Here is a 21,598-nt window from a genome sequence, read left to right as displayed (position 1 = left end):
CATATTTGTCAATGTGTCCTATACTGACTTTAGACAGATATTGAGATGTGTTACACATGAAAGGGGTAGCATCATGAGTATTAAGTTGGGGAATAGCGCAAAACACAAGTTGACTACCTTAGCAATTTTAAGTGTTATCGCCGGAGTTGGGCATCAAGTAGACACGGCTCAAGCCGATACGACGGGATCCGGAGATGATAACAACGGAACGGAAAATACTGGCGTTGCACCGACAGCTAACGATATTAATAGCAATGAAGAAAAGTTCAGTAATTCACAAAGCGATGGTGCATCAGGACCGGCCGACAGTCAAAAGGATGGTTCACAAGGTGAAGACTCGGTTGGAGATACTGAGGAAGATGGCGTAGTGGCTGGAGAGCAAGGTAATAATGGGGAAACGATTGGTACACATGCTCAAAAGGATGGAAATGAAAGCGGTATCACTGGAGCGCCTGGGGGGCCTACGAATCCAGCAAAACCAGCACCAAATCCGGTAGCCGCAAAAGCACCAGCGCCTCAATTGACGACTCCTCCGACACCAGCACCTCAAGTAAACGCCGCCAAGTCTAAGAGTAACTTGATGAAAGTTGCTGTTGCGCCGGTCGTTCAGACTGGAACTTGGGGTACCAGTGCCTGGAGTATGGATGATCAAGGCGTGATGACGATTAAGGCGGGGACACTAGGGACTAGTCTCGAGATGGCCGCGGTTAAGGGCAACGTCACGAAAGTTATTTTTGATAGCGGGTTTATCTTGCCTTGGAAGTGCTCACAGTTATTTAATGAATGGACTAAGGTTCAATCATACGAAGGCTTAGCGAATGTGGATGCTTCCAAAGCTAATGTCATGGTTAGTATGTTTGCTTACAACTTTGCACTGGAGAGTATTGACCTGAGTAGTTGGGATATGAGCAAAGTTAATAATATGTTGGCGATGTTCCAAGGGCCCAACGCAGAGCCGGAATTTTCACTTGGTGGTGAGGCGTACATGCACCTGACGAGTGTGAAGATGGGAGACAGTCTGGGTAAGACGTCGGTGAATATTGCTGCCATGTTTGAAGGCGACAAGATGTTGACTTCGGTTGACGCTGCAAATTGGGATGTCAGCAAGATTAACAATATGGCTGATACTTTCAATGGCACGGGGTTCACGTCATTAGATCTCAGCAATTGGCAACTTAAATCAAATCTTAAAGCAATTAATGCGTTCGGCAATATGTACAACTTGACGAGCCTCAACTTGGCCGGTTGGAATTTGACAGGAAATGTTGCGTCAATATTTGCAAATGATGTGAAGCTTAGTAGCCTTGATTTGACAAATTTTGCCGGCTCAGGCGTTTATCACCAAGTCTATGGGATGACGGGACTGAAACAGCTGACCTTAGGACCGAATAATGCGATGGCCACACAGGGCCATCCAGAGTGGATGTTAGGCCTTCCCGAAATTACACCTTCCGATGACTACACTGGTCTCTGGCAGTTTGTGGGTACCGGAACAGTTGACAAGCCTAATGGGCCAACCTACACGGCTGCTGAGTTGATGGCCGCTTATGATGGCGCCACGATGGCCGGGACCTACGTTTGGCAAAAGACGACGCCTAAGCCAACGACACCAACAAATCCTGGGACTGATACTGGAAATACGACGAACCCAACGACACCAGATGTTGATAATACGACTGATCCAGTGACGCCGGAGACTAATGGCGATGTTGTGACTGGCGGGGATGGCGCCACAATTGATGGCAGTGCGGCAGCTAAAGTTAACCGGGCTAAGAAGACCACCAGAGCCGTTGCCAAAAAGGCCGTTAAGAGAAATACGACGAAGTCCAACGCGCCTACCACGGTAGTCTTTGCTAAGGCGGACAAACAGGCACGGGCAACGCAACTCGGCCAGCCTGCTACTAAGCAACAGAGTCAGAAGACCACTTTACCGCAAACGGGTGAACAACAAGCTTCCGGTTGGTGGGCAACGTTGGCCGGAGTCATCGGCTTGAGTCTACTCAGCTTGAACTGGTTTAAGCGCCAAAGTTAAACGTCATAAGTAATGGGGAACTGCTTGGCTTAGGCCAAGCGGTTTTCTTTAGATAATCAACTCATGCTTAGCTGAAATATACAACTGAATATATTGGTAATTTACCCGATAATATAATTGGTGTATAAGATACTAAAACGACTGATAATTCCTGATATAAAGCCGATTATATGAAGATAGTAATTTAAATTATTTAAATAATTGTATATAGTTAAATGTATTTACTTTAGTTCTGACGTCTGGTAAGCTCAAAACAACATCAATTGGCTAGGGGAATTTTGGAAAATAAAGGAGGAGCGGAGACGCCATGGCAACGACCATCATTGATTTTGCGACGGCACTCACTGTACTGGGAAATCATCTAAAAGTTCGGCGTCAAGCACTGGGACTCTCTCAGCAGGCACTTGCTGGTGGGCTGTGTGCGCAAACCATGATCGGTAATATTGAGAAGGGAATTGATCTGCCCAACGCGAACCTACTGGCTAAGTTGTGTGAGCGACTGCGCTTGCCTCACAATCAGATGCTCAAGGAGAACTACCCTATTCGACGGCTACCGTCGTTTAGCGATAAAGTCCACAGATTATGTGACCAGCAGCGATACGCTGACCTGAAGGCTTACATGGAGCGTCCTGGTCGTCTCCAAGTTTTGACAACCGATGAAGATTTAAAGACCTATTATTACTACTATGGTTGGGCCGTTTATCAGTCGACTCACGATGTGACCGCCGGGTTGCGCAGCATTCGTACCGCGTTGACCATGATGATGCCACAGCATCCGCAAAACTATCGGACACTCGAAGTGTTACTCTTTTCAACTGAAAATTATATGACAGCAGCTACTACGAACCAGCCGAATTATGCCGGCTTTGAGCGGGCATTGGCCATTATTCACGAACAACGGTTGATAGACAGCAGTCAAAATCTCTGCATGGTCTTTAACCAGTATGCACGAATATGTTTAGCACAGGGGCAACCACAACGAGCGATTCAGGTCTTAATTGACGGCATCGCGTGGGCGGACGCCCATGAGTCGACTTATATGCTCGCTGATAATTATACATTGTTGGCCCAAGCGTATGCGTTGACCCAACAAGTACTGGCGGAACAGCGTCTAGGGGCAGTTACGACAGCAATGATGCCGTCAACGAGGCAGCAGATCTATTAGGGGGAATAGGCGATGATGAGTGAATGGGCAGCAATTCAAGAGACGTTATTTCTCATGCACGATGGCTTATTGGTCGAGTCACTGGCTCGCGAGGCCGAGGATGAGGCTGAGTCAGATGTGCCACGAGCCAAATAAAAGCAAAGCAATTAGCGCGATCTGGTAAGTCCTGGTCGCGTTTCTTATCAGTGACACGTTATTCACGAAGTGCAATGGACCGCGGTTGAGCGATCATTAAGTAATGGAAATAAATTAATTTTGAAAATAAAAAATATTCGGCTACTTTTCACGTAGTTAAGTAGTGTAGCGTAAGCAGCACCCGTCGGTCGGCCCCGATTTGCTTAACAAAATGTTTTATGCTATACTACTAGCTTGTGAGTATCTGGCTTTTGCTAGAGTCTCTCCTTGCTTCCGCATTGCAGCGGGGGCCTGAAGTCCATAAGGAGGTGTAACATTCATGGAAACTACTAAATACGAAATTACCTACATTATTCGTCCAGACCTTGACGATGCCGCAAAGACCGCTTTGGTTGAACGGTTCGACAACGTGCTTAAGGATAACGGTGCCAACATTCTTGATTCTAAAGACTGGTCTAAGCGTCGTTTTGCTTACGAAATTGGTGGCTTTAACGAAGGTATCTACCACGTTATTACTTTAAACGCCAATGACGATGCAGCATTGAACGAATTTGACCGTTTAGCTAAGATCAACGACAGCATCTTACGTCACATGATCGTTAAGCGCGAAGACTAATTTGACTTTAAACTTTTAATTTTGAGAGGAGTTATTCAGCAATGATCAACCGAGTAGTACTAACTGGCCGACTGACACGGGATGTTGACTTACGATACACCCAAGGCGGTGCTGCTGTTGCCACGTTTACCTTGGCCGTTGATCGGCGGTTCACCAACAAAACTGGTGAACGGGAAGCTGATTTCGTAAGTTGCGTTATCTGGCGCAAGTCTGCGGAGAACTTTGCGAACTTCTTCCACAAGGGTTCCCTTGTTGGGATTGAAGGTCGAATTCAGACCCGTAATTACGAAAATCAACAGGGCCAACGGGTTTATGTTACCGAAGTTGTTGTCGAGGACTTTTCGTTCCTCGAACCACGTTCTCGCAACGCGAACAACAATGACGCCGGTAACAATAACTACGGCGGTAACCCAGCGAATAATGCACCTCAACAAAATCAAAATCAAAATGCCAATCCATTTACGAGTGGGAATCCGTCTTCGACGGCCCCATCACAAAATTCGAATCCAGCCCCAAGTAACAATAACGGCAACAATGCTGGGAATAACTCAGCTGATCCGTTTGCGAATACCGGCGATTCAATTGACATTTCCGATGATGATTTACCGTTCTAAACACTAAAATACGAGGAGGGAATTTCTCATGGCAGGACAACGTCGTGGCGGCCGTCGCCGTCGGAAGGTTGACTTTATTGCAGCCAACCACATCGAATACATTGATTACAAGGATACTGACTTATTACGTCGGTTTATCTCCGAACGGGGTAAGATCTTACCTCGCCGGGTTACTGGTACAAGTGCCAAGAACCAACGTAAATTAACTATTGCTATCAAGCGTTCACGGATCATGGGCTTAATGCCATTCGTTAGCGAAGAAGGCTAGTCTGAAAGAGACCAACGTCATTGGCGACGTTGGTCTTTTTTATTGGGAATTTATTATTGAGCTAATCTGAAAACCACATAGGTAAGCTATAAATTAGGGCCCACGGCAAATTTGTCGTGGGCCCTTTGGCGCACCTACATCGTTGTGGCAATGAGATTATAGTCTATTTCGAAAGTGTTGTGGAGATAAGCCAAATTCCTTCTTAAAGACTCGCGAAAAGTAGTAACTATCCGTGTAACCCAACCGCTGTGCGACCTGCTGAATTGGGACGTTGGTATACTGCAGATAGTGACTAGCACGTTTCATCTTAATGGAAGTGATGAATGCGATAACGCTGGAGTTGACCACTTCCCGGAATTTTCGGCTGAGATAACTGGTCGAAATTCCGAGTGCATTGGCAACATCCGCAAGCTTAATTGGTTCATCGATGTGTTGGTAAATGTAGTGAATTGCCGCGTCAACGTAGCTACTCCCGGGGGTACTGGTTTGGGCATCATCCATGGCAAGCGTGGCCAGTAGAACGCCCAACACCTGCGACACGTAGAAGACGGCATCGTAGCTGAATCCTGGGATGAAGGATTTGATCATCTGCCAGAATTGCCGCATGGTCGAATTGACCTGCTCATTTGTGAGGTGGTCGATGAAGTGAGCCTGTTTAGGCGAGACATTGACATATTCCTCGGCCAGTTTACCCCGAAAATGTAGCCAGTAGATATCCCAGGGGTCATCCTTCGAAGCATAGTAGGTGTGCTTGATCCCCGGAGGCATGATAATCAGTGAGTATTGGTGCAGGTGATAGGTCGTGTCTTCGACGATCACGGTACCGGAGCCGCCTGTACAGAAGATAATGACCCAACCAGCCGACCCCTGTTCGCGATTCACGTAATGGTACTGAGCATTGGGGAAAAATCCCAGGTCGGTCACATAGAGGTTCGCGATAATTGGTGAAAATATGTAATCTTGAAGGACGTCCTTGGGTAACACAAATAAGTATTCATTATCAAAGTCCTGTAGGCGCCGCAATGTGGTGATCTCCTTTCGCTGGGGGCTCTGACGTTCAAGCCCCTGAACTACCTTGAGTATACCGTTTGAAACACGGATAATCCATCTTTCTGGTCTTTTAGTGCATTCAAAGAAAGCGCTTTCCATATTAAGCTTAGGCTAGATTGAGGAAAGGAACGATTGTGTATGTTGCAAACGATTACGGGCGTTTCGTTAACGGAAACTGAACTAACAATCCCGACATATAAGACGGGCCAGCCGGAGAAGAACCCAATGTTTTTAGAAAAGCGGGTCTATCAAGGGAGTAGCGGGAAGGTTTATCCCTTCCCAGTCACCGAAAGGATTTTTGATGAGAAGCAGAATCACACCTATCATGCCATTATTCTAGAGAATCAATACTTACAAGTGACCTTTCTGCCAGAGCTGGGTGGTCGGATTTATCGGGCACTCGATAAGACCAATAATTACGATTTTGTCTACTATAATCATGTGATCAAGCCGGCATTAGTTGGGCTCACCGGATCCTGGATCTCCGGAGGCATTGAGTTTAACTGGCCGCAACATCACCGGCCAGACACGTTCTTACCGATTGAGACACAAATTGAAAGCCATGACGATGGGTCTAAGACATTATGGATGAGTGATATCGACCGGATGTATGGCACTAAAATTTCCGTGGGTTTCACGATGTATGCGGACAGGTCCTACCTCGAATTGAACGAACATTTTAAGAATCCGACCGACTTGCCCCAGACCTTCTTGTGGTGGGCTAACCCAGCGGTACCGGTTAATGACCACACCCAATCTATTTTCCCACCTGACGTGAATGCCGTATTTGATCACGGTAAGCGGGCCGTGTCGACCTTTCCGATTGCGACAGGGGAATACTATAAGGTCGATTATTCTGCCGGCGTCGATATTTCTCGCTACAAGAATGTTCCCGTACCCACGTCCTACATGGCGGCGCACTCGGAGTACGACTTCTTGGGCAATTACGATCACCAGAAAAATGCTGGACTCCTCCATGTTGCCGACCATCACACGTCGCCTGGGAAGAAGCAGTGGACCTGGGGTAACGGTGACTTTGGGAAATCCTGGGATCATCAACTGACCGATAATGACGGGCCTTACATCGAACTGATGGTGGGGACGTTTACCGACAACCAACCTGATTTCACTTGGCTTCAACCTCACGAAGAGAAGTCGTCGACGGAATACTTCATGCCTTACAAAAATGTTGGGGCTGTGAAGAATGCGACGATCAATGCCGCCGTTAATTTGGAACGAGAGGGTAGTGACTTGCGGATAAAAGCCTACGCGACGTCGGTCTTCGAGGACGCTCACGTTAAGCTCTATCAGAACGCGCAAGTCCTTACCGATGATGTTCAAACGTTGAGTCCAACGGCAACCTTCGAGAAAACGCTCGCTAATCCATCAGGGGCCGACCATGATTTTCGAGTGGTTGTTACCGACACTGCTGGTCGAGAATTAGTCAGTTACCAGCCAGCCAAGGATGACGTGGAACAGATCCCGGACGCTGCCAAGGAAATTGCCGCACCCGAGAAGTTACAGACGAACGATGAACTTTACTTAGCGGGACAACACTTGGAACAGTATCGACATGCCACGTATCGACCGGCGGATTACTACTTAGAGGGTTTGAAACGTGACCCCGGCGACTACCGGATCAACGACGCCTATGGTTTACTCTTGTATCGGCGGGGACAATTTGCGAAGAGCCAGGAATACTTTGAAACGGCCATTAAGCGACAAACGACACACAACACCAATCCAGTTAGTGGTGCCGCACACTACCACTTGGGGTTGAGTCTGCGAATGCAGGGAAAGCTGACCGTCGCTTACGACCACTTCTTCAAGGCGACTTGGTCACACGAAACCCAATCCGTGGCCTTCCTCGCACTGGCTCAGATCAAGGCCAGTCGCGGTGAACTGATGGCTGCGTTGAAATTTGTCGATCAGGCATTAGTTACCGGGTCACACGACATGGCGGCGCGGACACTCAAGGTCAGCTTACTACGGAAACTTGGCCAGACTACGGCGGCAACACAACTGGTGGCTGAGAATACGCAATTGGACCGGATCGACCTGGCCAATCGTTATGAAGCTTATCGGTTAACCACCAATGCCACGACTGAGGGCGCGTTGACGGCTGCGTTGAACGGCAAGCTCAACAATTACTTAGCCTTAGCCGAGGCTTACAGTCGTCGTGGGGCGTATGCCGATGCTTTGGCGATTATCAGTCATTACCCTGGCGAGCATCCCCTGAAGAGCTACTATCAAGCCTATCTAGCCGCTAAATTGGATCGATCGGCCGATGCGACGGCCTACGCCGCTGCCGGTGCGACGGCTTCGCCAGATTATGTCTTCCCGAATCGGTTAGAAGACGTCCGGGTACTGCAGTATATTTGTGAGAATTACCCTCAAGATGGTCTAGCTGCTTACTACTTAGGCAACTTTTTCTATGATCGGCAGGTATATACGACGGCAACAGGATTGTGGGAACATTGTACGCAAGTCAATCCAGACTACGCGATGGCGCACCGGAACTTAGCGATTGCCTACTTCAACCGGCAGAATGATCCCGAGGCAGCCTTAGCCGAGTTGACGACGGCATTTCAATTAGATCCGAAGAATAGCCGCTTGGTCTTCGAGTTAGCAACGCTCCACGAGAAGCTCAACGATCCGTTGGCCGACCGTTTACAATTTCTGGAAGATCACCGCGACCTCGTTTCACAACGGGATGACAGCTACATCTTACTGGTCACACTGTTGAATGAGACCGGTCGGTACCAGGAGGCTTATGATGCCGTGATGGCCCATATCTTCCATCCATGGGAAGGCGGCGAAGGCAAAGTCAGCACGCAGTATGAATATGCATTGGTTGAGTTGGCCAAGCAGGACTTGCAGGCCCATGACAGCGATGACGCTATTGCCAAGCTGAAACAGGCCTTGGTATATCCGCGGAGTTTAGGTGAAGGCAAGTTGCCAATCGCCGTCAATAACGTAATCGATTTCTATCTCGGCATGGCTTACCAGGCCAAAGGGGATGAGACCGCGGCCAAGGCGCACTTCGAAGCGGCCACCCAGGGCCTGAGTGAACCGACCGACATGATGTACTATAACGATCAACCGGCCGATACTATCTTCTACCAAGCGTTGGCTGATGAGCAGTTGGGCCGGATGAACGCTGCGAAGGCACGCTACTACAAGTTGATTAACTTCGGTGAGCAGCACATCTTCAACACTTTCAAGCTGGACTACTTCGCCGTATCATTGCCGGACGCCTTACTCTTTGACGATGACTATCAAGCGAAGAATTCCGTTCACTGTGACTACCTGATGGCACTGGGGTACTTAGGTTTGAACCAGACAGCCAAGGCACAGACCTTCTTTGACCGCGCCCGAGCACGCAACAACCATCACCAAGGGGTTCTTCGGCACGTTAACTTTGTGAAACCCGAGGTCTAAGCCATGGATATAACGGTGAAAAAGTATGATCATCAGGCGGGTAAAGATTATTGCGAACTGACATTGACCAACGACCAGGGAATGCAGGTCAAACTGCTAAACTATGGGGCTACGTTGGAGCAGGTTCTATTACCTGGTGAAAATGGACCCGAAGACGTGATCCTGTCGTTACCATCATCAGCTGATTATGGCGTGGCCCGAAACTATCTGGGCGGCACGGTTGGTCGAATCGTGGGTCGTGTGCGTCGCGGTCAGTGGCAACTGGGCAACCAGTTGATTCAACTGCCTGTGAATAGTGGGAAGAACCACGCCCATGGGGGCACTGGAACGGATACGCAGGTCTTTGCTTTTCAACCAGAAATTACGGCACGTAGCGTCAAGGTAACGATGACGTTGGTCGATCCGAACGGTGCCAACGGGTACCCGGGTACGCTGAAAATGTGGGTGAGCTACGAACTGGATAACCAGAATCGGCTGACCTACCGGATTCAAGCGGTAACGGACCAAGTAACGGTCTTCAATCCGACCAACCACGTATACTTCAACCTCGATGGGCCGGAGACGACCGTGGCGGATCAGCACCTGAAGATTGCCAGTGACTATTACCTCCCTTTGGATGCAGAGAGCCTACCGTATCGCGGTCGCGCGGCGGTTGCTGGGACCGTGTTTGATTTTCGCCGGGGTAAACGTCTTGGGGCCGTCCTCGATGGGAATGATCCGGAGATCGTAGCCGAGCGGGGATTGAACCATCCCTTTATGTTGACAGGACGCCAGCCAGTTGTCACATTGACATCGCCGCAAAGGAACCGAGTCATGCGGATGCAGACGACGGCACCAGCGGTCGTCGTCTATACGGCCAATCACTTTGCACATACGCCGGGTGTCACGGCCAAGATCGGCCAGTACGGCGGGGTGGCATTTGAAGCGCAGGTCGCCCCACAAGAGGGCAGCGACCTGACGCCACTGACACTGATGCCGGGAGAACGCTTTGATCGCCAGACCAGTTGGCAGTTCGACTTCTAGTTGGTCCGTCAGATCAGTTGAGACGCATGCTTTCAGCTAGCAACGATTGGAGAGAATAAAAATGAAAAAGAAAAAGATAAGTTCCTACGTGATCTTAATTTCTTGTGCGGCGGCCTTGGGTGGACTTCTGTTTGGGTACGATACCGCCGTTATTTCTGGGGCCGTTGGGTTCCTACAGATCAAGTTCGCGCTGAGCAGTGCGGCTGTCGGCTGGGTCACCTCGTGTATCCTAATTGGTTGTGCCATTGGGGTCACAATTGCCGGGGTTCTCAGTGACCTATTTGGTCGAAAGAAGATTCTGGTGTTATCAGCCATCATCTTTGCTGGATCCTCAGTCGGCGCCGCTTTGGCTGGTAGCTACATAACGCTGGTTATCTGGCGGATGTTAGCCGGAATTGGGATCGGCCTGACTTCCCTAATTACCCCGTTGTACATTGCCGAAATGGCCCCAGCGGAGGTTCGGGGAAAGCTAGTCACCGTGAACCAACTGGCGATTACCATTGGGATCTTCGTGGTCTACTTCGTCAACGCCGCCATCGTTTCCGGGTCTACGCAAGCCTGGAACGTATCTGTGGGGTGGCGGTGGATGATGGGAGTTGGCGTCTTGCCATCCGTGCTGTTCCTCCTTGCCCTGATTCCGGCGGGCGAAAGTCCGCGTTGGCTCCAGCAACATGGCAAGGTGGACGCGGCACTGAGCGTTTTGAAACGTGTGGAAGGCGATGATGCTGCGGCACAAACGCAGTTAGACGACATCGTGGCTTCCGAAAAAGTAGTGGATGACACGTCATTTAAGGACCTATTCAATAAGACTTGGCTCCCTGTACTGATGATCGGGGTGTTACTGGCCGTCTTCCAACAGTTCTCCGGGAGCAACGCCATCATGTACTATGCGCCGGAAATCTTTAAGGGTGCTGGCTTCGGCCAGAACGGTGCGTTTATGGCGACCGTTTCCATCGGAGTCATCAACATGGTGATCACGATTGTTTCCTTAGGCTTGGTCGACAGAGTTGGCCGGAAAGCCTTGTTGGGATGGGGTTCCTTCGCCATGTCACTGTGCCTGCTGGTTGTTGCAATTTGCTTCTTTATGCAGGCACCTGGCGCACTCACGCTGACTTTTATCCTGCTGGCGATTGCGTCTTACGCCATTTCATTAGCACCAGTGACCTGGATCATGTTATCGGAAATTTTCCCTTCCAAAATTCGGGGACGGGCGATGTCTATCTGTACACTGATTCTGTGGCTGAGTGATTTCGTCTTAAGCTACACCTTCCCAATTTTGACCAAAAATATCGGGGAGGGGTGGACCTTCATGCTCTATGTGGCGGTTACCATGATTGCGGCCATCTTCATCTGGCAAAAGGTTCCAGAAACCAAAGGGAAGTCTTTGGAAGAAATTGAACTGTACTGGCACCGTAAGAATGAAGGCACTGCGGTAACGGTTAAGGACTAAAGTTGGTCAATGGTTTAAGGAGCCTGGGACAAAATCCCAGGCCCTTTTTTTGCTCTCCTAAGCTATATTGCTGAAACGTGGGCCAGAAGGCAGCTGACTCCGCTATCAGCCTTAATGCTCGCCAGCTAACCGCCTTTTAGCCCACTCTCCTTTTTACTAGTTGCGGGTATTAGCTATCTTAAATTGCGAAAACGAAGTCGTCAGTTGCTGGTTTTCTCGTGAACTCTTTAGAATTGAAGCTAGTTCAATGAGGAGGTAGTGGAAATGATTACAGCATTTGCGAGTCCCTCGACCTACGTTCAGGGTGACCAGCTTCTCCAGCACGCGGCCCGTTACATTGCCCCGTTTGGCAACCGTGGCCTGTTGATTGCTGACGATACCGTTTGGGAATTAGTGGGCGGGCAGTTCTATCATCATCTAACGGCGGATGGACTTAAGATCGAACACATTCATTTCAAGGGTGAGAGTTCTCCAGAAGAAATTGCGCGGATTCAAGCTATTGGGGCAGCTAAGGACGCCAAATTTGTCATTGCCCTGGGTGGTGGGAAGACGAATGATACGACTAAGGCCGTTGGCGATCAGCTTCACGTGCCCGTCGTGATCGTCCCAACGCTGGCGTCTAACGATTCGCCATGCACGCGGCTGAGTGTTATTTATTCACCCAACGGGGAGTTCTTGAAGTATCAATTCTATAATAAGAATCCCGACTTGGTATTGGTGGACTCGACCGTGATTGCCGGGGCACCCGTGCGCTTCCTAGTCGATGGGATTGCAGATGCACTGTCGACCAACGTTGAGGCTCAGACGGTCGCCCGGGCCCGGGCCACGACACTCTTACCGCTGCAGACCGATCAAACGGCCGCTGGGTTAGCCCTTGCCGAGAAGTGCGAGTCGTTGCTGTTCAAATACACTGGGCAAGCCGTTTCCGCAGCCGCCGACCACGTGGTTACCCCAGCACTATCCCACGTTATTGAGGCCAACATTCTTCTGAGTGGTGTGGGCGCCGAAAGCTCCGGGTTGGCAGCAGCCCATAGTTTTCAGAATGGGTTGACAGCGTTGTCCGGTGATGTGCATAAGCTGTCGCACGGGGAGAAGGTGGCGTTCGGAACGCTACTCAACTTAGTCTTGGAGGGGGCAACGGATGCCGAATTTCAACGCTATTTGGATTTTGAATCTGATCTGGGATTACCGACCACCTTAGCCGACTTGCATCTGGATGAAGCTAGTGATGAGGATCTGATGAAGGTTGCCAAGCTAACGGTCCAGTCCGGGGAAACAATCCACAATATGGGCTTTCCAGTGAGCGCCCGCGACGTTTTCTCCGCGATGAAGGCTACCGATGAGTTGTCTCGGCAGATGCAGCGACGGTTCTAGAATCCTTTTAAATAGGCTCGTTGTTAGCCGCTTTATCAGCCGCTTAGAAATAGACCTGGGCCATTTGTGCCGGGTCCATTTTTATTTGGTAAGCTTATTTTTTAAGGAGATTGTTGGTAATTACCTCGAAACTGAGGAAGGTTTCCTCAGTTTAACGGAAATGGAATAAAAGTCAACTGGTAAACCGTTAATATAACGAAATAAATATCCAAGGGATCGTGAGCGTATCCAAAAAGCAATGCGCCAGCACCAGGGGTCGGATCCTGTGCGGACGCATTGCTTTTAACAAGATTTAGAATTCGCGGTGACCGCCTAAGTAGACCAGTTTATCGGTCTGAACGACGTTGGCGGTATCGGCGAGGGGATCGGCCTTCAGAACTTGAAAATCAGCGAATTTGCCAACTTCCAAGGTGCCATATGCTTGGTCAACGCCCATCAAGGCGGCCGAGTTCAGGGTTGAACACTGGTAGGCCTGGGCAGGCGTCATACCTAATTTTGTCAGGAGACCAAATTCGCTGGGGGTTAAGTCAAAGCCGTTGAATGGTGTCCCAGCATCAGTGCCACAAGTGAATTTTACCCCAAGTTGGAAGGCACGACGCATGTTAACGTAGGTGTCATCTAGGGCATCAGCGGCCTTCTTGACTTCCCAGTCGGGTAAGACGCCGTGGCCCTGTTCGGGGATGACCCACTCGGCGATCAGTGTGGGTGTGAGGTAGGTGCCTTGCTTAACCATTTGCTTGGCCTCATCCTCGGTAACGTAGAAGCCATGTTCTACGGAATCTACGCCGGCGTCTAGGGCATTTTGGATGCCGGGATTGCCCTCAGCGTGGGCAGCAACAATGCGACGTTTGTGGTGAGCCTCTTCAACAGCCACGTGCATTTCGGCCACAGAGAGCTGGGCGTCTTCCATGAAATCATTGGGGGTCATAACACCACCGGTCGCCATGACTTTGATGCTTTCAGCGCCGTTCTTAAATGCGGTACGGACGGCCTTGCGCATTTCATCGGGGGAGTCGACCGCATGGCCACCATGCGGGGAGTCACCGTGACCCCCAGTCATTGAGAAAGCCTTACCAGAGGTCAACATATGTGGCGTGTGGGGGAGTTGGCCGGATTGTTGGAGTTTCTTTAGTTTAACATCGGCATCATAGCCGGTCCCACATCCCCGGACATAGGTGACCCCGGATTTGAGCAGTGATTGTAAATTGGTGAAGGCCAGGACACCAGCCTCTGCCTCAGAATGTTCCTTGCCTTGGAGTGACTGCGTATCGGCAGTAACGTGGACGTGAACGTTCATGAAGCCCGGCATGACGTATTGGCCGTTGAGATCGACGCTAGTGTCAGCCGCTGCGGGCATACCCTGCCCACGATCGACCAGTTTTCCAGAAGCGTCGTCAACGGTAAACCACGCGTCGGCTTGATTCTGATCGTTGGAGCCATCGAATAGGGTGAAATTAAAGAAAGTCGTTTTGGTCATATAAATTCCTCCTGAATTTTGTGTTGTGATGATATAGGTGAGAATAGATGTAAAAATCGTTGTAGTTAAGCGTGATACATAGTTCTGGTGAAGCGCCGCACAGACCTGAAGTACCGTGAGACATGACCACCGGGAAATAGTTGAGGATGTCTTAGACGGTGGTTGTGGACGGGGACTCGGGGTACGGGCGGCTTGGGGGCTAGTATGATGATAACGATGTTGCGTTGATAGTGTTTGGGACTTGATCTGAGCGAAGGTTGATTTTAAGCGACATTGCTGGGTAGTTGTTAACATTTCTTCTGTCTTAGTGCGTTAGGCTTTCTCTTGCCTTGATATCCGGAGACATGCGGCTTCTGAAACGTGTTCGGTCGGGCAGGTCCCTGCGCTTAACCCAGATAAGCACCGGCTTGTCTCCGCCAAGCTGGCACTTATCTACGTTAATGCTCAGGACCTACCGCCCTTCTTCACACTCTGATCTGAAACGAGTTGCGCAAGCCAGATTCCTACGCTTAACCCAGATAAGCACCGGCTTGTCTCCGCCAAGCTGGCACTTATCTACGTTAATGCTCAGGACCTACCGCCCTTCTTCACACTCTGATCTGAAACGAGTTGCGCAAGCCAGATTCCTACGCTTAACCCCATTAAGCACCGGCTCGGTTCCACCGAGCGGGCACTTAATGACGTTAATGCTCAGAATCTAAGCGGCTTGCTTCACTCTCTACTTCCAGTACGCATACTTATACTGTGCGCCGTGTAGCAGCGTATCTTTCAATCCGCCAACATCCTTGCTGACGAGTTTCGCCTGTGAGGGCTGGTACAGTGGAATATAGCCCTTGACCGCCATTAGACGTTGGTTGGCGTCCATTAAGGTGTTGTAGCGGGTCAGGCCCGTTTGGGTTGCTGCCTTGGCTAGGAGTGTGTTGAATGTCGTATCGTTCCATCCCGTAAAGTTGACCGTGTTGCCCTTTGCGGCGAGGTCCAAGAAGTCTGAGGCATCTAATAGGTTGGTGGACCAGCCGGTTAGATTTAGATCGAAGGTGCCGGCGAAATCTCGTGCGACATGTTGGGCGTGGGGGATGGCGGTCGTGGTCACTGTCAGGCCCTTGAAGCTCTTCTCCAGCACGGATTGGAGGTAAGTACCGACGCTTTTGTCGTCATCGGTATCGTCGGTCAATAGGTTCAAGGTGACCTTAGTCTTGCTAGTTTCCTTCAAATATTTGGCCCAATACATCTTGGCCTTTGTGACATCGGTTGGTAGGAGGTTTCCCAGTTGGGTCGCCATGTCTTCACCAGTCTTTGGATTGGCTTGATCGCCCCGTGGGACGGCGTTGAGGGCGGGCTTGGAGCCGTCTGCCAAGACCTTGTTGGTCAGCGTTGCACGGTTGGTCGCGTAGGAGATGGCCTGTCGTAAGTTTTCGGAGTTGGTCGCAGTCTTCTTACTGTTGACGTAGAGGTACTGCAGTCGACCCTGTAGCGTCTTGTGAAGTTCCTTATTGTTGGCATTGGCCCGAACGTATTGGCCGCTGACGGTCGTCTCCTGGATCTTGCCACTCTTGAATAGGGTTGCGGCGGTACTTTCATCCTTTGTGACAGCTACCTTGACCTTCTTGATTTTCACGTTCTTGGCGTCCCAGTAGTGGGTGTTCTTGACGTAGGTCCAGGTCGAATTGCTCCCGGTCCAGCCAACGAGCTTGTAGGCACCGTTGCTCATAGTCTTAGCGGCGTTGGTCCCGTATTTCTGTCCGTATTTTTTCACGGCGGCGGTGTTCAGCGGATAGTAGTCGGAGACGAGATCGTCGAAGTAGGGCACGGCCTGACTCAGCGTGATCTGTAATTTGGTCTTACTGAGGGCCTTCACGCCAAACGTCGAGGTGGCCGCTTTGCCATTTTGAATCGCGGTGTAACCCTTGATGGCGGAAAGCTTGTTGGCGTATTGGGCCTTCGTTTTCGGATCGACCCACCGACGCAGCGACGTGACGAAGTCCTGCGCGGTGACTTCCTGACCATTGGCCCATTTGGCAGTTTTGCGAAGGTTAAAGGTGTAGGTCTTGCCGTTGTTGGTGGGGGTGACCACCTTTGTGGCGACGCCGGCAACGACCTTGCCAGATTGATTATAAGTATAGAGGCCTTCCATGGTCTGAGAGATCACGCTCCCACTGTTGGTGTCGGTCGACTTGTTGGGGTCGGCAGTTGCGGGCTCGCTGGGGAGGGTGACGTTAAGTGTGCGATTCTTAGTGGTGTTGCCGGCAGCGCTACCGCAGCCACTCAGGGTGAAGAGTAAGAGTAGGGCTAACGGCGCGGTGAAAGTGAGATGCTTCATGCAAAAACCTCCTAGATATTCAATTGATTAGACCTACCTGAAAATAAAAAATGCGCCCCTACGGAAAAAACTCTCCGTAAGGGCGCAGTCTGCACGGTACCACCTTATTTTTACTACTCAAAAAGTAGCACTATCCATGAACGGCGAGCTTCCTAGAGGGACGTTCCCAGAGTCTAGGATCTACTGGGAAATCGAACCACACTCGCGATTCACTGCATTGATAACGGTTGCTACCGGTATAGACTTACTTTAATTTCAGCAAACAGCTCCGAAGGGATGTTCGCGCTGGCGACCTTGACCCGCTCTCACTAAACCGGGTTCGCTAACAAGGGGTGACCTGCGTTACTGGACTTCATCATCACTTTTTAATTTTCTAATCAATTGTTAATAATTGCTAGTTTATCACGGAAACTGGGATTGTCAACGGGAAAATTCAAATTTTTGCTGGGCAGACAATCGGGTTGTGGCGACTTCTTATGGTAGTTACTTGTGGAAAAATAATTTAGATGGTGCGGAAATCTACCGATGTTTCACATGAAACATTCACAGGTTTTTAAGAGATCAAGGGCAATCACTACCCACTCTGCGGGGAACTTGGTACACTTAGGCTATTCAAATTAGGGAGATGTTTTGCCATGCAAACGCGCGCCATGCCTTACTTTGCTTTTGATCACGCCAAGGCGGCTATTGCTTACTACGAAAGAGTCTTTGGTGCCACCAATGTTTACCGCTTAGCGCCGGAAGCTGCGCAAGCAAAGATGTTTGGACTACCTGCGGATACCGATCTTACATCAATGACCATGCACGCTGGCTTTACCGTTCTCGGTGTTCAGATTGCTTGTGCCGATGCCTTTCAAGGCCACCAGGAGCCGTCCGGGCAGGTTGCCGTGATGCTGGATATCAATGGGGATGACCCGACCAGCGTGCAAGCAGCTGATGACTTTTATCAGCGACTAGTGGATTCTGATGAGGTCACAATCGATATGCCGTTTGTTACCCAATTCTGGGGTGATAAAATGGGGCATATCACCGATAAATATGGTATTTCATGGATGTTGAGTGTATCATCGTGGCAAAAGAATTCGGCAACTACCGAGTAAGGAAGGGTGACGAGAAATATGCAATCAAGGTTGATTCCTAGCATTTCATTTGAGAGTGCTAAAGACGCTTTGGCCTATTATCAGGAAGTCTTTGAAGCGGCGGATGTTTACCGGTTTAGTCCAGATGCAGCACAGGCGAAACAGTTTGGATTGCCAGCGGATGCGGATTTGGATGATATTACCATTCATGCGGGCTTCAGTATTCTCGGGATGAGTTTCCAATGTGCTGATGCCTTTCGTGGTAAGCCAGAACCGACGAACCAGATTGATATGATTCTGGATATCAATGCCGATGATGTCGCGAGTGCTCAGGCCGCTGAAGACTTCTATCAACACGTGGTCGCTTCTGGCACGGTGACGGTTGACATGCCGTTTGAACCGCAGTTCTGGGGTGGCAAGATGGGCCACTTCACCGATAAATATGGTATTTCGTGGATGTTGCACGTGATGTCGTGGCGCCAGATTAAGGATCCGAATGCGTAAATATAAATGCTCACCATGCAATAAAGCGGTGGTGAGCATTTATATTTTACCAAACAAATAAGCCAACGACTCCAGCCGATAGCAAGGAAACTAAAATTCCAGACAGCAGCATATAGCCGACATTCTTGGCAATCAGATCATTCTTTTCCTTATCGACTAGACCCTTGAAGGCCCCGATAATCATTCCGGTTGTTCCAAAATTGGCGAATGACGTTAGAAAGACGGTCAGAACGGCTCTTAAGTGAGGGGTGTAACCGTTAATGACACTACCGGCAACCTTGCCCATGACGACAAATTCGTTGGTGACAAGCTTGAGTCCCATATCCTGTGAGAGGAGCCACGCTTGGTGTACGGGGAAGCCTAGCAACCAAGCAAAGGGGAACATGATGACACCAAGAATACTTTCAAGTGAGAGGGGGTGCCAGATCAGCCCCAACAGCTTATCTGCCAAGGCAGCGAGGGCCACGAAGGCGATGACATTGGCCACGATGATGAGGGTCAACCGGCCGGCAGTCAGGATAGAATCACCTAGAAAAGAGAAGAATGGTTCGCGCTTTCCATCGCCAGCTTGCCCCTCGGCACCGACTTTGGCGATGGTGTCTTCTTCAGCGACTATTTGAACCGGGTTTAACAAGTTAGTGACAATGATGGCATTGATCACGTTGATGGGAACGGCTGTCAAGACGAATTGACCGGGGACCATCTGGGTGTAGGCGCCCAAAATGGAAGCCGTGACACAACTCATCGACATCATGGCCAACGTTAGGTTACGTTCAGCGCGCATTTGCCGTAGCTGAATCCCAGAGATAGCGAGAACTTCGGTATTGCCCAAGAACATCATTTCAACGGCGAAGAACGATTCGAAGCGTGGTTGACCCGTAATGAAGGAGAGGCCGCGTCCAATCCACTTGATAATCCAGGGGAGTATGCCAATGTAGGTCAGAATATCAAATAAGGGCACAATCATCAGCACTGGGAGTAGTGCGCTGGTAATAAAATTCATCGACTTGGCAGTTCCACCAAAAGCTGGGGTGACCCAATTTGGCAGCGCGAAGACGATACCTTGATAGGATACCTCGACCAGCCAATTAAACCCATCAGCCGCGGCTTTAACAGCGTCTTGGCCGACACTGAAACTGGTGAAAAACCAGGCTAGGATTAGGTTTAGAGTCAGCATAATACCGATGGATCGCCAGTGAATCTGCTGTTTATTTTTTGAGAAGAGGAAGCCGATGATCAGAAAGACCATCACTCCCACGGCATTGATTGCAAGATACATGGTACATAACCTCTTTTATTTAGAATGGGAGTTAAGACATCCGAATACAGTGTTCCACGAGGTCAAAAAATCCTGCAGTGTCGATACCTTTTCCGACTTTAGCGTTGGCGGGCTTCCCTAGGACGTTGTTTTCATCACAGACAGTCCGACCGTATGAAGGTCCACGGTTGATGTCGACTTCGACAAACATAGCCTGCATGTCGAAGAGTTCTGGATTAATGAGGTACCCAATGGTGGTAGCATCATGAATGGGACCCGCAGCCAATCCAAATTCTTCAAATTGCGTCTTCAGTGTGAAACGTAAGAGGTCGCCAAATAATTTTCCAGCCTTATTTCCCACGGCTTCCATACGGTTTATGATATCTGGCGTACAGATTGTTTGGTTCGTCAGGTCTAAGCCCATCATGACAATGGGAGCGCCAGACTTAAAGACGACGTGAGCCGCTTCAGGATCAGCGAAGATATTGAATTCGGCAGATGGCGTGAAGTTACCAGTGCCGTAAGCGCCACCCATTAAGACGATTTCTTTAATCTTGGGGATGATCAGGGGTTCCATACGCATGGCAGTGGCAATGTTGGTTAGTGGGCCAGTTGGCACCAAAGTAATGTCGCCGTCGCTCGCTAGTAGCGTATCGATGATGAAACGGACCCCGTTTTTCTTTTCGGCAGTCCGATGTAGTTCCGGGAAGACGGGACCATCCAGGCCAGTCTTGCCGTGGACGTTACCGGCCACAACTTGTTCGCGTACCAGAGGTTGTGGCATTCCTGGGTAGATTTTAGTGTTAATGTCTAGCAGTTGTGCGACGTTTAAACCGTTGTGGACGGTTTTCTTGAGGGTTTGGTTGCCGGCAACGATGGTAATTCCGAGTAAATCAATGTCCTGATGGGCATTCGCCATCAGCATAGCAATTGCATCGTCATGTCCGGGATCGCAGTCGAGAATAATTTTACGTTTCGTCATTTGAAAGACCTCCTAAATTATATGTAAGCCCTTACTTACTGATTGCATTATAGCGAGACAGTTGTTATGGTAAGTATGATAAATCTCATACTTGAGGTGAAGTTACTTTGCGAATCATTAAAAATGAGGACTTAAAACAACAGTTTATCGATGAATGGGGCTATGACCGTCAGTTCTCCTTTGATGTGGGCCAAGCTGCTCAACTTTACTTGTTTCCGGCTAAGAGTATCATTGTGCAGGCACCAGACCGACCACGAAATTTGCTCTATCTCGTAAAGGGGAAGACAAAGCTTTATGACACTTTGGCCAACGGAAAAGTATCATTGATCGACTTCTTTACGCCACCTTGTTTTATTGGCGAGATGGAATTGATTGATCCTAAAAGTCCGTCATTTACGGTGCAAGCCATTGAGGATTGTTGGTGTCTGGCCTTGCCAATGGTGCGATATCAGCAGCAACTGTTACAGGACACGACATTTTTGCGGAGTGTGTGTCAGTATCTGGGCCGGAAAAACGCACGTAATATTAGGACGTTCTCGCAGAACCAAGCGTTCACCTTGTCTCAACGACTAGCTGGATTCATTTTGTTGACGGCAAATAATGAAAAGTACGAGGAAAAACACAGTCAGGTTGCACAGTATCTGGGTGTGTCGTATCGACATCTGTTGTATGTATTAGCTGACTTTGTAAAGCTGGGGTATCTAGAAAAAGTGGGACATCATTATCGTGTGGTTCAACCCGGGAGTTTAGCAAAGCTGGCCCAAGAGGTGGATTGGGAAACTGTTTCTTCCGAGAAATAAAACTAGCACT

At 49.6% G+C, this 21,598-nt stretch carries 18 protein-coding genes; 13 read left to right on the top strand and 5 right to left on the bottom strand.

What is annotated here, in order from left to right; all coding sequences use genetic code 11:
• The first annotated feature begins 73 nt into the window (after positions 1-73).
• The 6 genes from ACKTSF_RS08105 to rpsR all read left to right on the top strand — a co-directional run bounded on the left by ACKTSF_RS08105 (position 74) and on the right by rpsR (position 4,830).
• Entirely contained in the window at positions 74-2,032 is a 1,959-nt protein-coding gene (locus ACKTSF_RS08105) for a BspA family leucine-rich repeat surface protein (RefSeq protein WP_407888337.1), read from the top strand.
• 307 nt (positions 2,033-2,339) lie between these two features.
• Positions 2,340-3,197 carry a helix-turn-helix domain-containing protein gene (locus tag ACKTSF_RS08100; RefSeq protein WP_407888335.1) on the top strand — a complete coding sequence of 286 codons (858 nt, stop codon included), beginning with the start codon at positions 2,340-2,342 and terminating at the stop codon, positions 3,195-3,197.
• Between the two features lie 12 nt (positions 3,198-3,209).
• Positions 3,210-3,332 carry a hypothetical protein gene (locus ACKTSF_RS08095; protein WP_407888333.1) on the top strand — a complete coding sequence of 41 codons (123 nt, stop codon included), beginning with the start codon at positions 3,210-3,212 and terminating at the stop codon, positions 3,330-3,332.
• A 319-nt stretch (positions 3,333-3,651) separates the two neighbouring features.
• The gene (gene rpsF / locus ACKTSF_RS08090; protein WP_407888331.1) at positions 3,652-3,948 is read left to right on the top strand and encodes a 30S ribosomal protein S6; all 297 of its coding nucleotides are present in this window, start codon (positions 3,652-3,654) and stop codon (positions 3,946-3,948) included.
• A gap of 41 nt (positions 3,949-3,989) precedes the next feature.
• A complete protein-coding gene (gene ssb, locus ACKTSF_RS08085) occupies positions 3,990-4,562 on the top strand; it encodes a single-stranded DNA-binding protein (RefSeq protein WP_407888329.1) in 573 nt (190 codons plus the stop codon).
• Positions 4,563-4,590: 28 nt separating this feature from the next.
• Positions 4,591-4,830, top strand: a complete 240-nt coding sequence (rpsR, locus tag ACKTSF_RS08080) for a 30S ribosomal protein S18 (RefSeq protein WP_048733694.1) — start codon at positions 4,591-4,593, stop codon at positions 4,828-4,830.
• Between the two features lie 156 nt (positions 4,831-4,986).
• On the opposite strand, the gene ACKTSF_RS08075 is transcribed toward rpsR, so the two are convergent.
• Positions 4,987-5,853: a helix-turn-helix domain-containing protein gene (locus ACKTSF_RS08075; protein ID WP_407888327.1), complete on the bottom strand. Its 867-nt coding sequence runs from the start codon at positions 5,851-5,853 to the stop codon at positions 4,987-4,989.
• Between the two features lie 165 nt (positions 5,854-6,018).
• Here ACKTSF_RS08075 and ACKTSF_RS08070 point away from each other — a divergent pair, with 165 nt between their 5' ends.
• From ACKTSF_RS08070 to ACKTSF_RS08055, 4 genes are all read left to right on the top strand, one after another.
• Complete coding sequence (locus tag ACKTSF_RS08070) at positions 6,019-9,321, top strand: DUF5107 domain-containing protein (RefSeq protein ID WP_407888325.1); 3,303 nt, start codon at positions 6,019-6,021, stop codon at positions 9,319-9,321.
• A gap of 3 nt (positions 9,322-9,324) precedes the next feature.
• Positions 9,325-10,344, top strand: coding sequence for an aldose epimerase family protein (locus ACKTSF_RS08065; protein WP_407888323.1), 1,020 nt, complete (start codon positions 9,325-9,327; stop codon positions 10,342-10,344).
• 61 nt (positions 10,345-10,405) lie between these two features.
• Positions 10,406-11,794 carry a sugar porter family MFS transporter gene (locus tag ACKTSF_RS08060; protein ID WP_407888321.1) on the top strand — a complete coding sequence of 463 codons (1,389 nt, stop codon included), beginning with the start codon at positions 10,406-10,408 and terminating at the stop codon, positions 11,792-11,794.
• A gap of 264 nt (positions 11,795-12,058) precedes the next feature.
• The gene (locus ACKTSF_RS08055; protein WP_407888319.1) at positions 12,059-13,168 is read left to right on the top strand and encodes a glycerol dehydrogenase; all 1,110 of its coding nucleotides are present in this window, start codon (positions 12,059-12,061) and stop codon (positions 13,166-13,168) included.
• Between the two features lie 292 nt (positions 13,169-13,460).
• Here the strand turns inward: ACKTSF_RS08055 and ACKTSF_RS08050 are convergent, their stop codons facing one another.
• Entirely contained in the window at positions 13,461-14,645 is a 1,185-nt protein-coding gene (locus ACKTSF_RS08050; RefSeq protein ID WP_407888317.1) for a metal-dependent hydrolase family protein, read from the bottom strand.
• 718 nt (positions 14,646-15,363) lie between these two features.
• Complete coding sequence (locus tag ACKTSF_RS08045; protein WP_407888315.1) at positions 15,364-16,965, bottom strand: peptide ABC transporter substrate-binding protein; 1,602 nt, start codon at positions 16,963-16,965, stop codon at positions 15,364-15,366.
• A gap of 635 nt (positions 16,966-17,600) precedes the next feature.
• Between ACKTSF_RS08045 and ACKTSF_RS08040 the strand changes: the two genes are divergently transcribed.
• Entirely contained in the window at positions 17,601-18,065 is a 465-nt protein-coding gene (locus ACKTSF_RS08040; protein WP_407888313.1) for a VOC family protein, read from the top strand.
• An 18-nt stretch (positions 18,066-18,083) separates the two neighbouring features.
• On the top strand, positions 18,084-18,548 hold the full coding sequence (locus tag ACKTSF_RS08035; protein ID WP_407888311.1) for a VOC family protein: 465 nt from the start codon (positions 18,084-18,086) through the stop codon (positions 18,546-18,548).
• A gap of 46 nt (positions 18,549-18,594) precedes the next feature.
• Here the strand turns inward: ACKTSF_RS08035 and ACKTSF_RS08030 are convergent, their stop codons facing one another.
• Entirely contained in the window at positions 18,595-19,827 is a 1,233-nt protein-coding gene (locus ACKTSF_RS08030; RefSeq protein ID WP_407888309.1) for a NupC/NupG family nucleoside CNT transporter, read from the bottom strand.
• Between the two features lie 31 nt (positions 19,828-19,858).
• A complete protein-coding gene (gene rihB, locus ACKTSF_RS08025) occupies positions 19,859-20,788 on the bottom strand; it encodes a ribosylpyrimidine nucleosidase (protein WP_407888307.1) in 930 nt (309 codons plus the stop codon).
• A 107-nt stretch (positions 20,789-20,895) separates the two neighbouring features.
• Here rihB and yeiL point away from each other — a divergent pair, with 107 nt between their 5' ends.
• Complete coding sequence (gene yeiL / locus ACKTSF_RS08020; protein ID WP_407888305.1) at positions 20,896-21,588, top strand: transcriptional regulator YeiL; 693 nt, start codon at positions 20,896-20,898, stop codon at positions 21,586-21,588.
• The last annotated feature ends 10 nt before the right edge of the window (positions 21,589-21,598 follow it).

This window comes from Levilactobacillus muriae (genome assembly GCF_045862015.1).
Classification (GTDB): domain Bacteria; phylum Bacillota; class Bacilli; order Lactobacillales; family Lactobacillaceae; genus Levilactobacillus; species Levilactobacillus muriae.
Note: the sequence above shows the minus strand (reverse complement) of the source record. Positions and strands in the feature narration are given on the sequence as shown.

Excerpts from the sequence above, each read along its gene's own strand:
- ACKTSF_RS08105 (WP_407888337.1), top strand. The coding sequence starts at position 74 with ATGAGTATTAAGTTGGGGAATAGCGCAAAACACAAGTTGACTACCTTA.
- ACKTSF_RS08100 (WP_407888335.1), top strand. The coding sequence starts at position 2,340 with ATGGCAACGACCATCATTGATTTTGCGACGGCACTCACTGTACTGGGA.
- ACKTSF_RS08095 (WP_407888333.1), top strand. The coding sequence starts at position 3,210 with ATGATGAGTGAATGGGCAGCAATTCAAGAGACGTTATTTCTCATGCAC.
- rpsF (WP_407888331.1), top strand. The coding sequence starts at position 3,652 with ATGGAAACTACTAAATACGAAATTACCTACATTATTCGTCCAGACCTT.
- ssb (WP_407888329.1), top strand. The coding sequence starts at position 3,990 with ATGATCAACCGAGTAGTACTAACTGGCCGACTGACACGGGATGTTGAC.
- rpsR (WP_048733694.1), top strand. The coding sequence starts at position 4,591 with ATGGCAGGACAACGTCGTGGCGGCCGTCGCCGTCGGAAGGTTGACTTT.
- ACKTSF_RS08070 (WP_407888325.1), top strand. The coding sequence starts at position 6,019 with ATGTTGCAAACGATTACGGGCGTTTCGTTAACGGAAACTGAACTAACA.
- ACKTSF_RS08065 (WP_407888323.1), top strand. The coding sequence starts at position 9,325 with ATGGATATAACGGTGAAAAAGTATGATCATCAGGCGGGTAAAGATTAT.
- ACKTSF_RS08060 (WP_407888321.1), top strand. The coding sequence starts at position 10,406 with ATGAAAAAGAAAAAGATAAGTTCCTACGTGATCTTAATTTCTTGTGCG.
- ACKTSF_RS08055 (WP_407888319.1), top strand. The coding sequence starts at position 12,059 with ATGATTACAGCATTTGCGAGTCCCTCGACCTACGTTCAGGGTGACCAG.
- ACKTSF_RS08050 (WP_407888317.1), bottom strand. The coding sequence starts at position 14,645 with ATGACCAAAACGACTTTCTTTAATTTCACCCTATTCGATGGCTCCAAC.
- ACKTSF_RS08045 (WP_407888315.1), bottom strand. The coding sequence starts at position 16,965 with ATGAAGCATCTCACTTTCACCGCGCCGTTAGCCCTACTCTTACTCTTC.
- ACKTSF_RS08040 (WP_407888313.1), top strand. The coding sequence starts at position 17,601 with ATGCAAACGCGCGCCATGCCTTACTTTGCTTTTGATCACGCCAAGGCG.
- ACKTSF_RS08035 (WP_407888311.1), top strand. The coding sequence starts at position 18,084 with ATGCAATCAAGGTTGATTCCTAGCATTTCATTTGAGAGTGCTAAAGAC.
- ACKTSF_RS08030 (WP_407888309.1), bottom strand. The coding sequence starts at position 19,827 with ATGTATCTTGCAATCAATGCCGTGGGAGTGATGGTCTTTCTGATCATC.
- rihB (WP_407888307.1), bottom strand. The coding sequence starts at position 20,788 with ATGACGAAACGTAAAATTATTCTCGACTGCGATCCCGGACATGACGAT.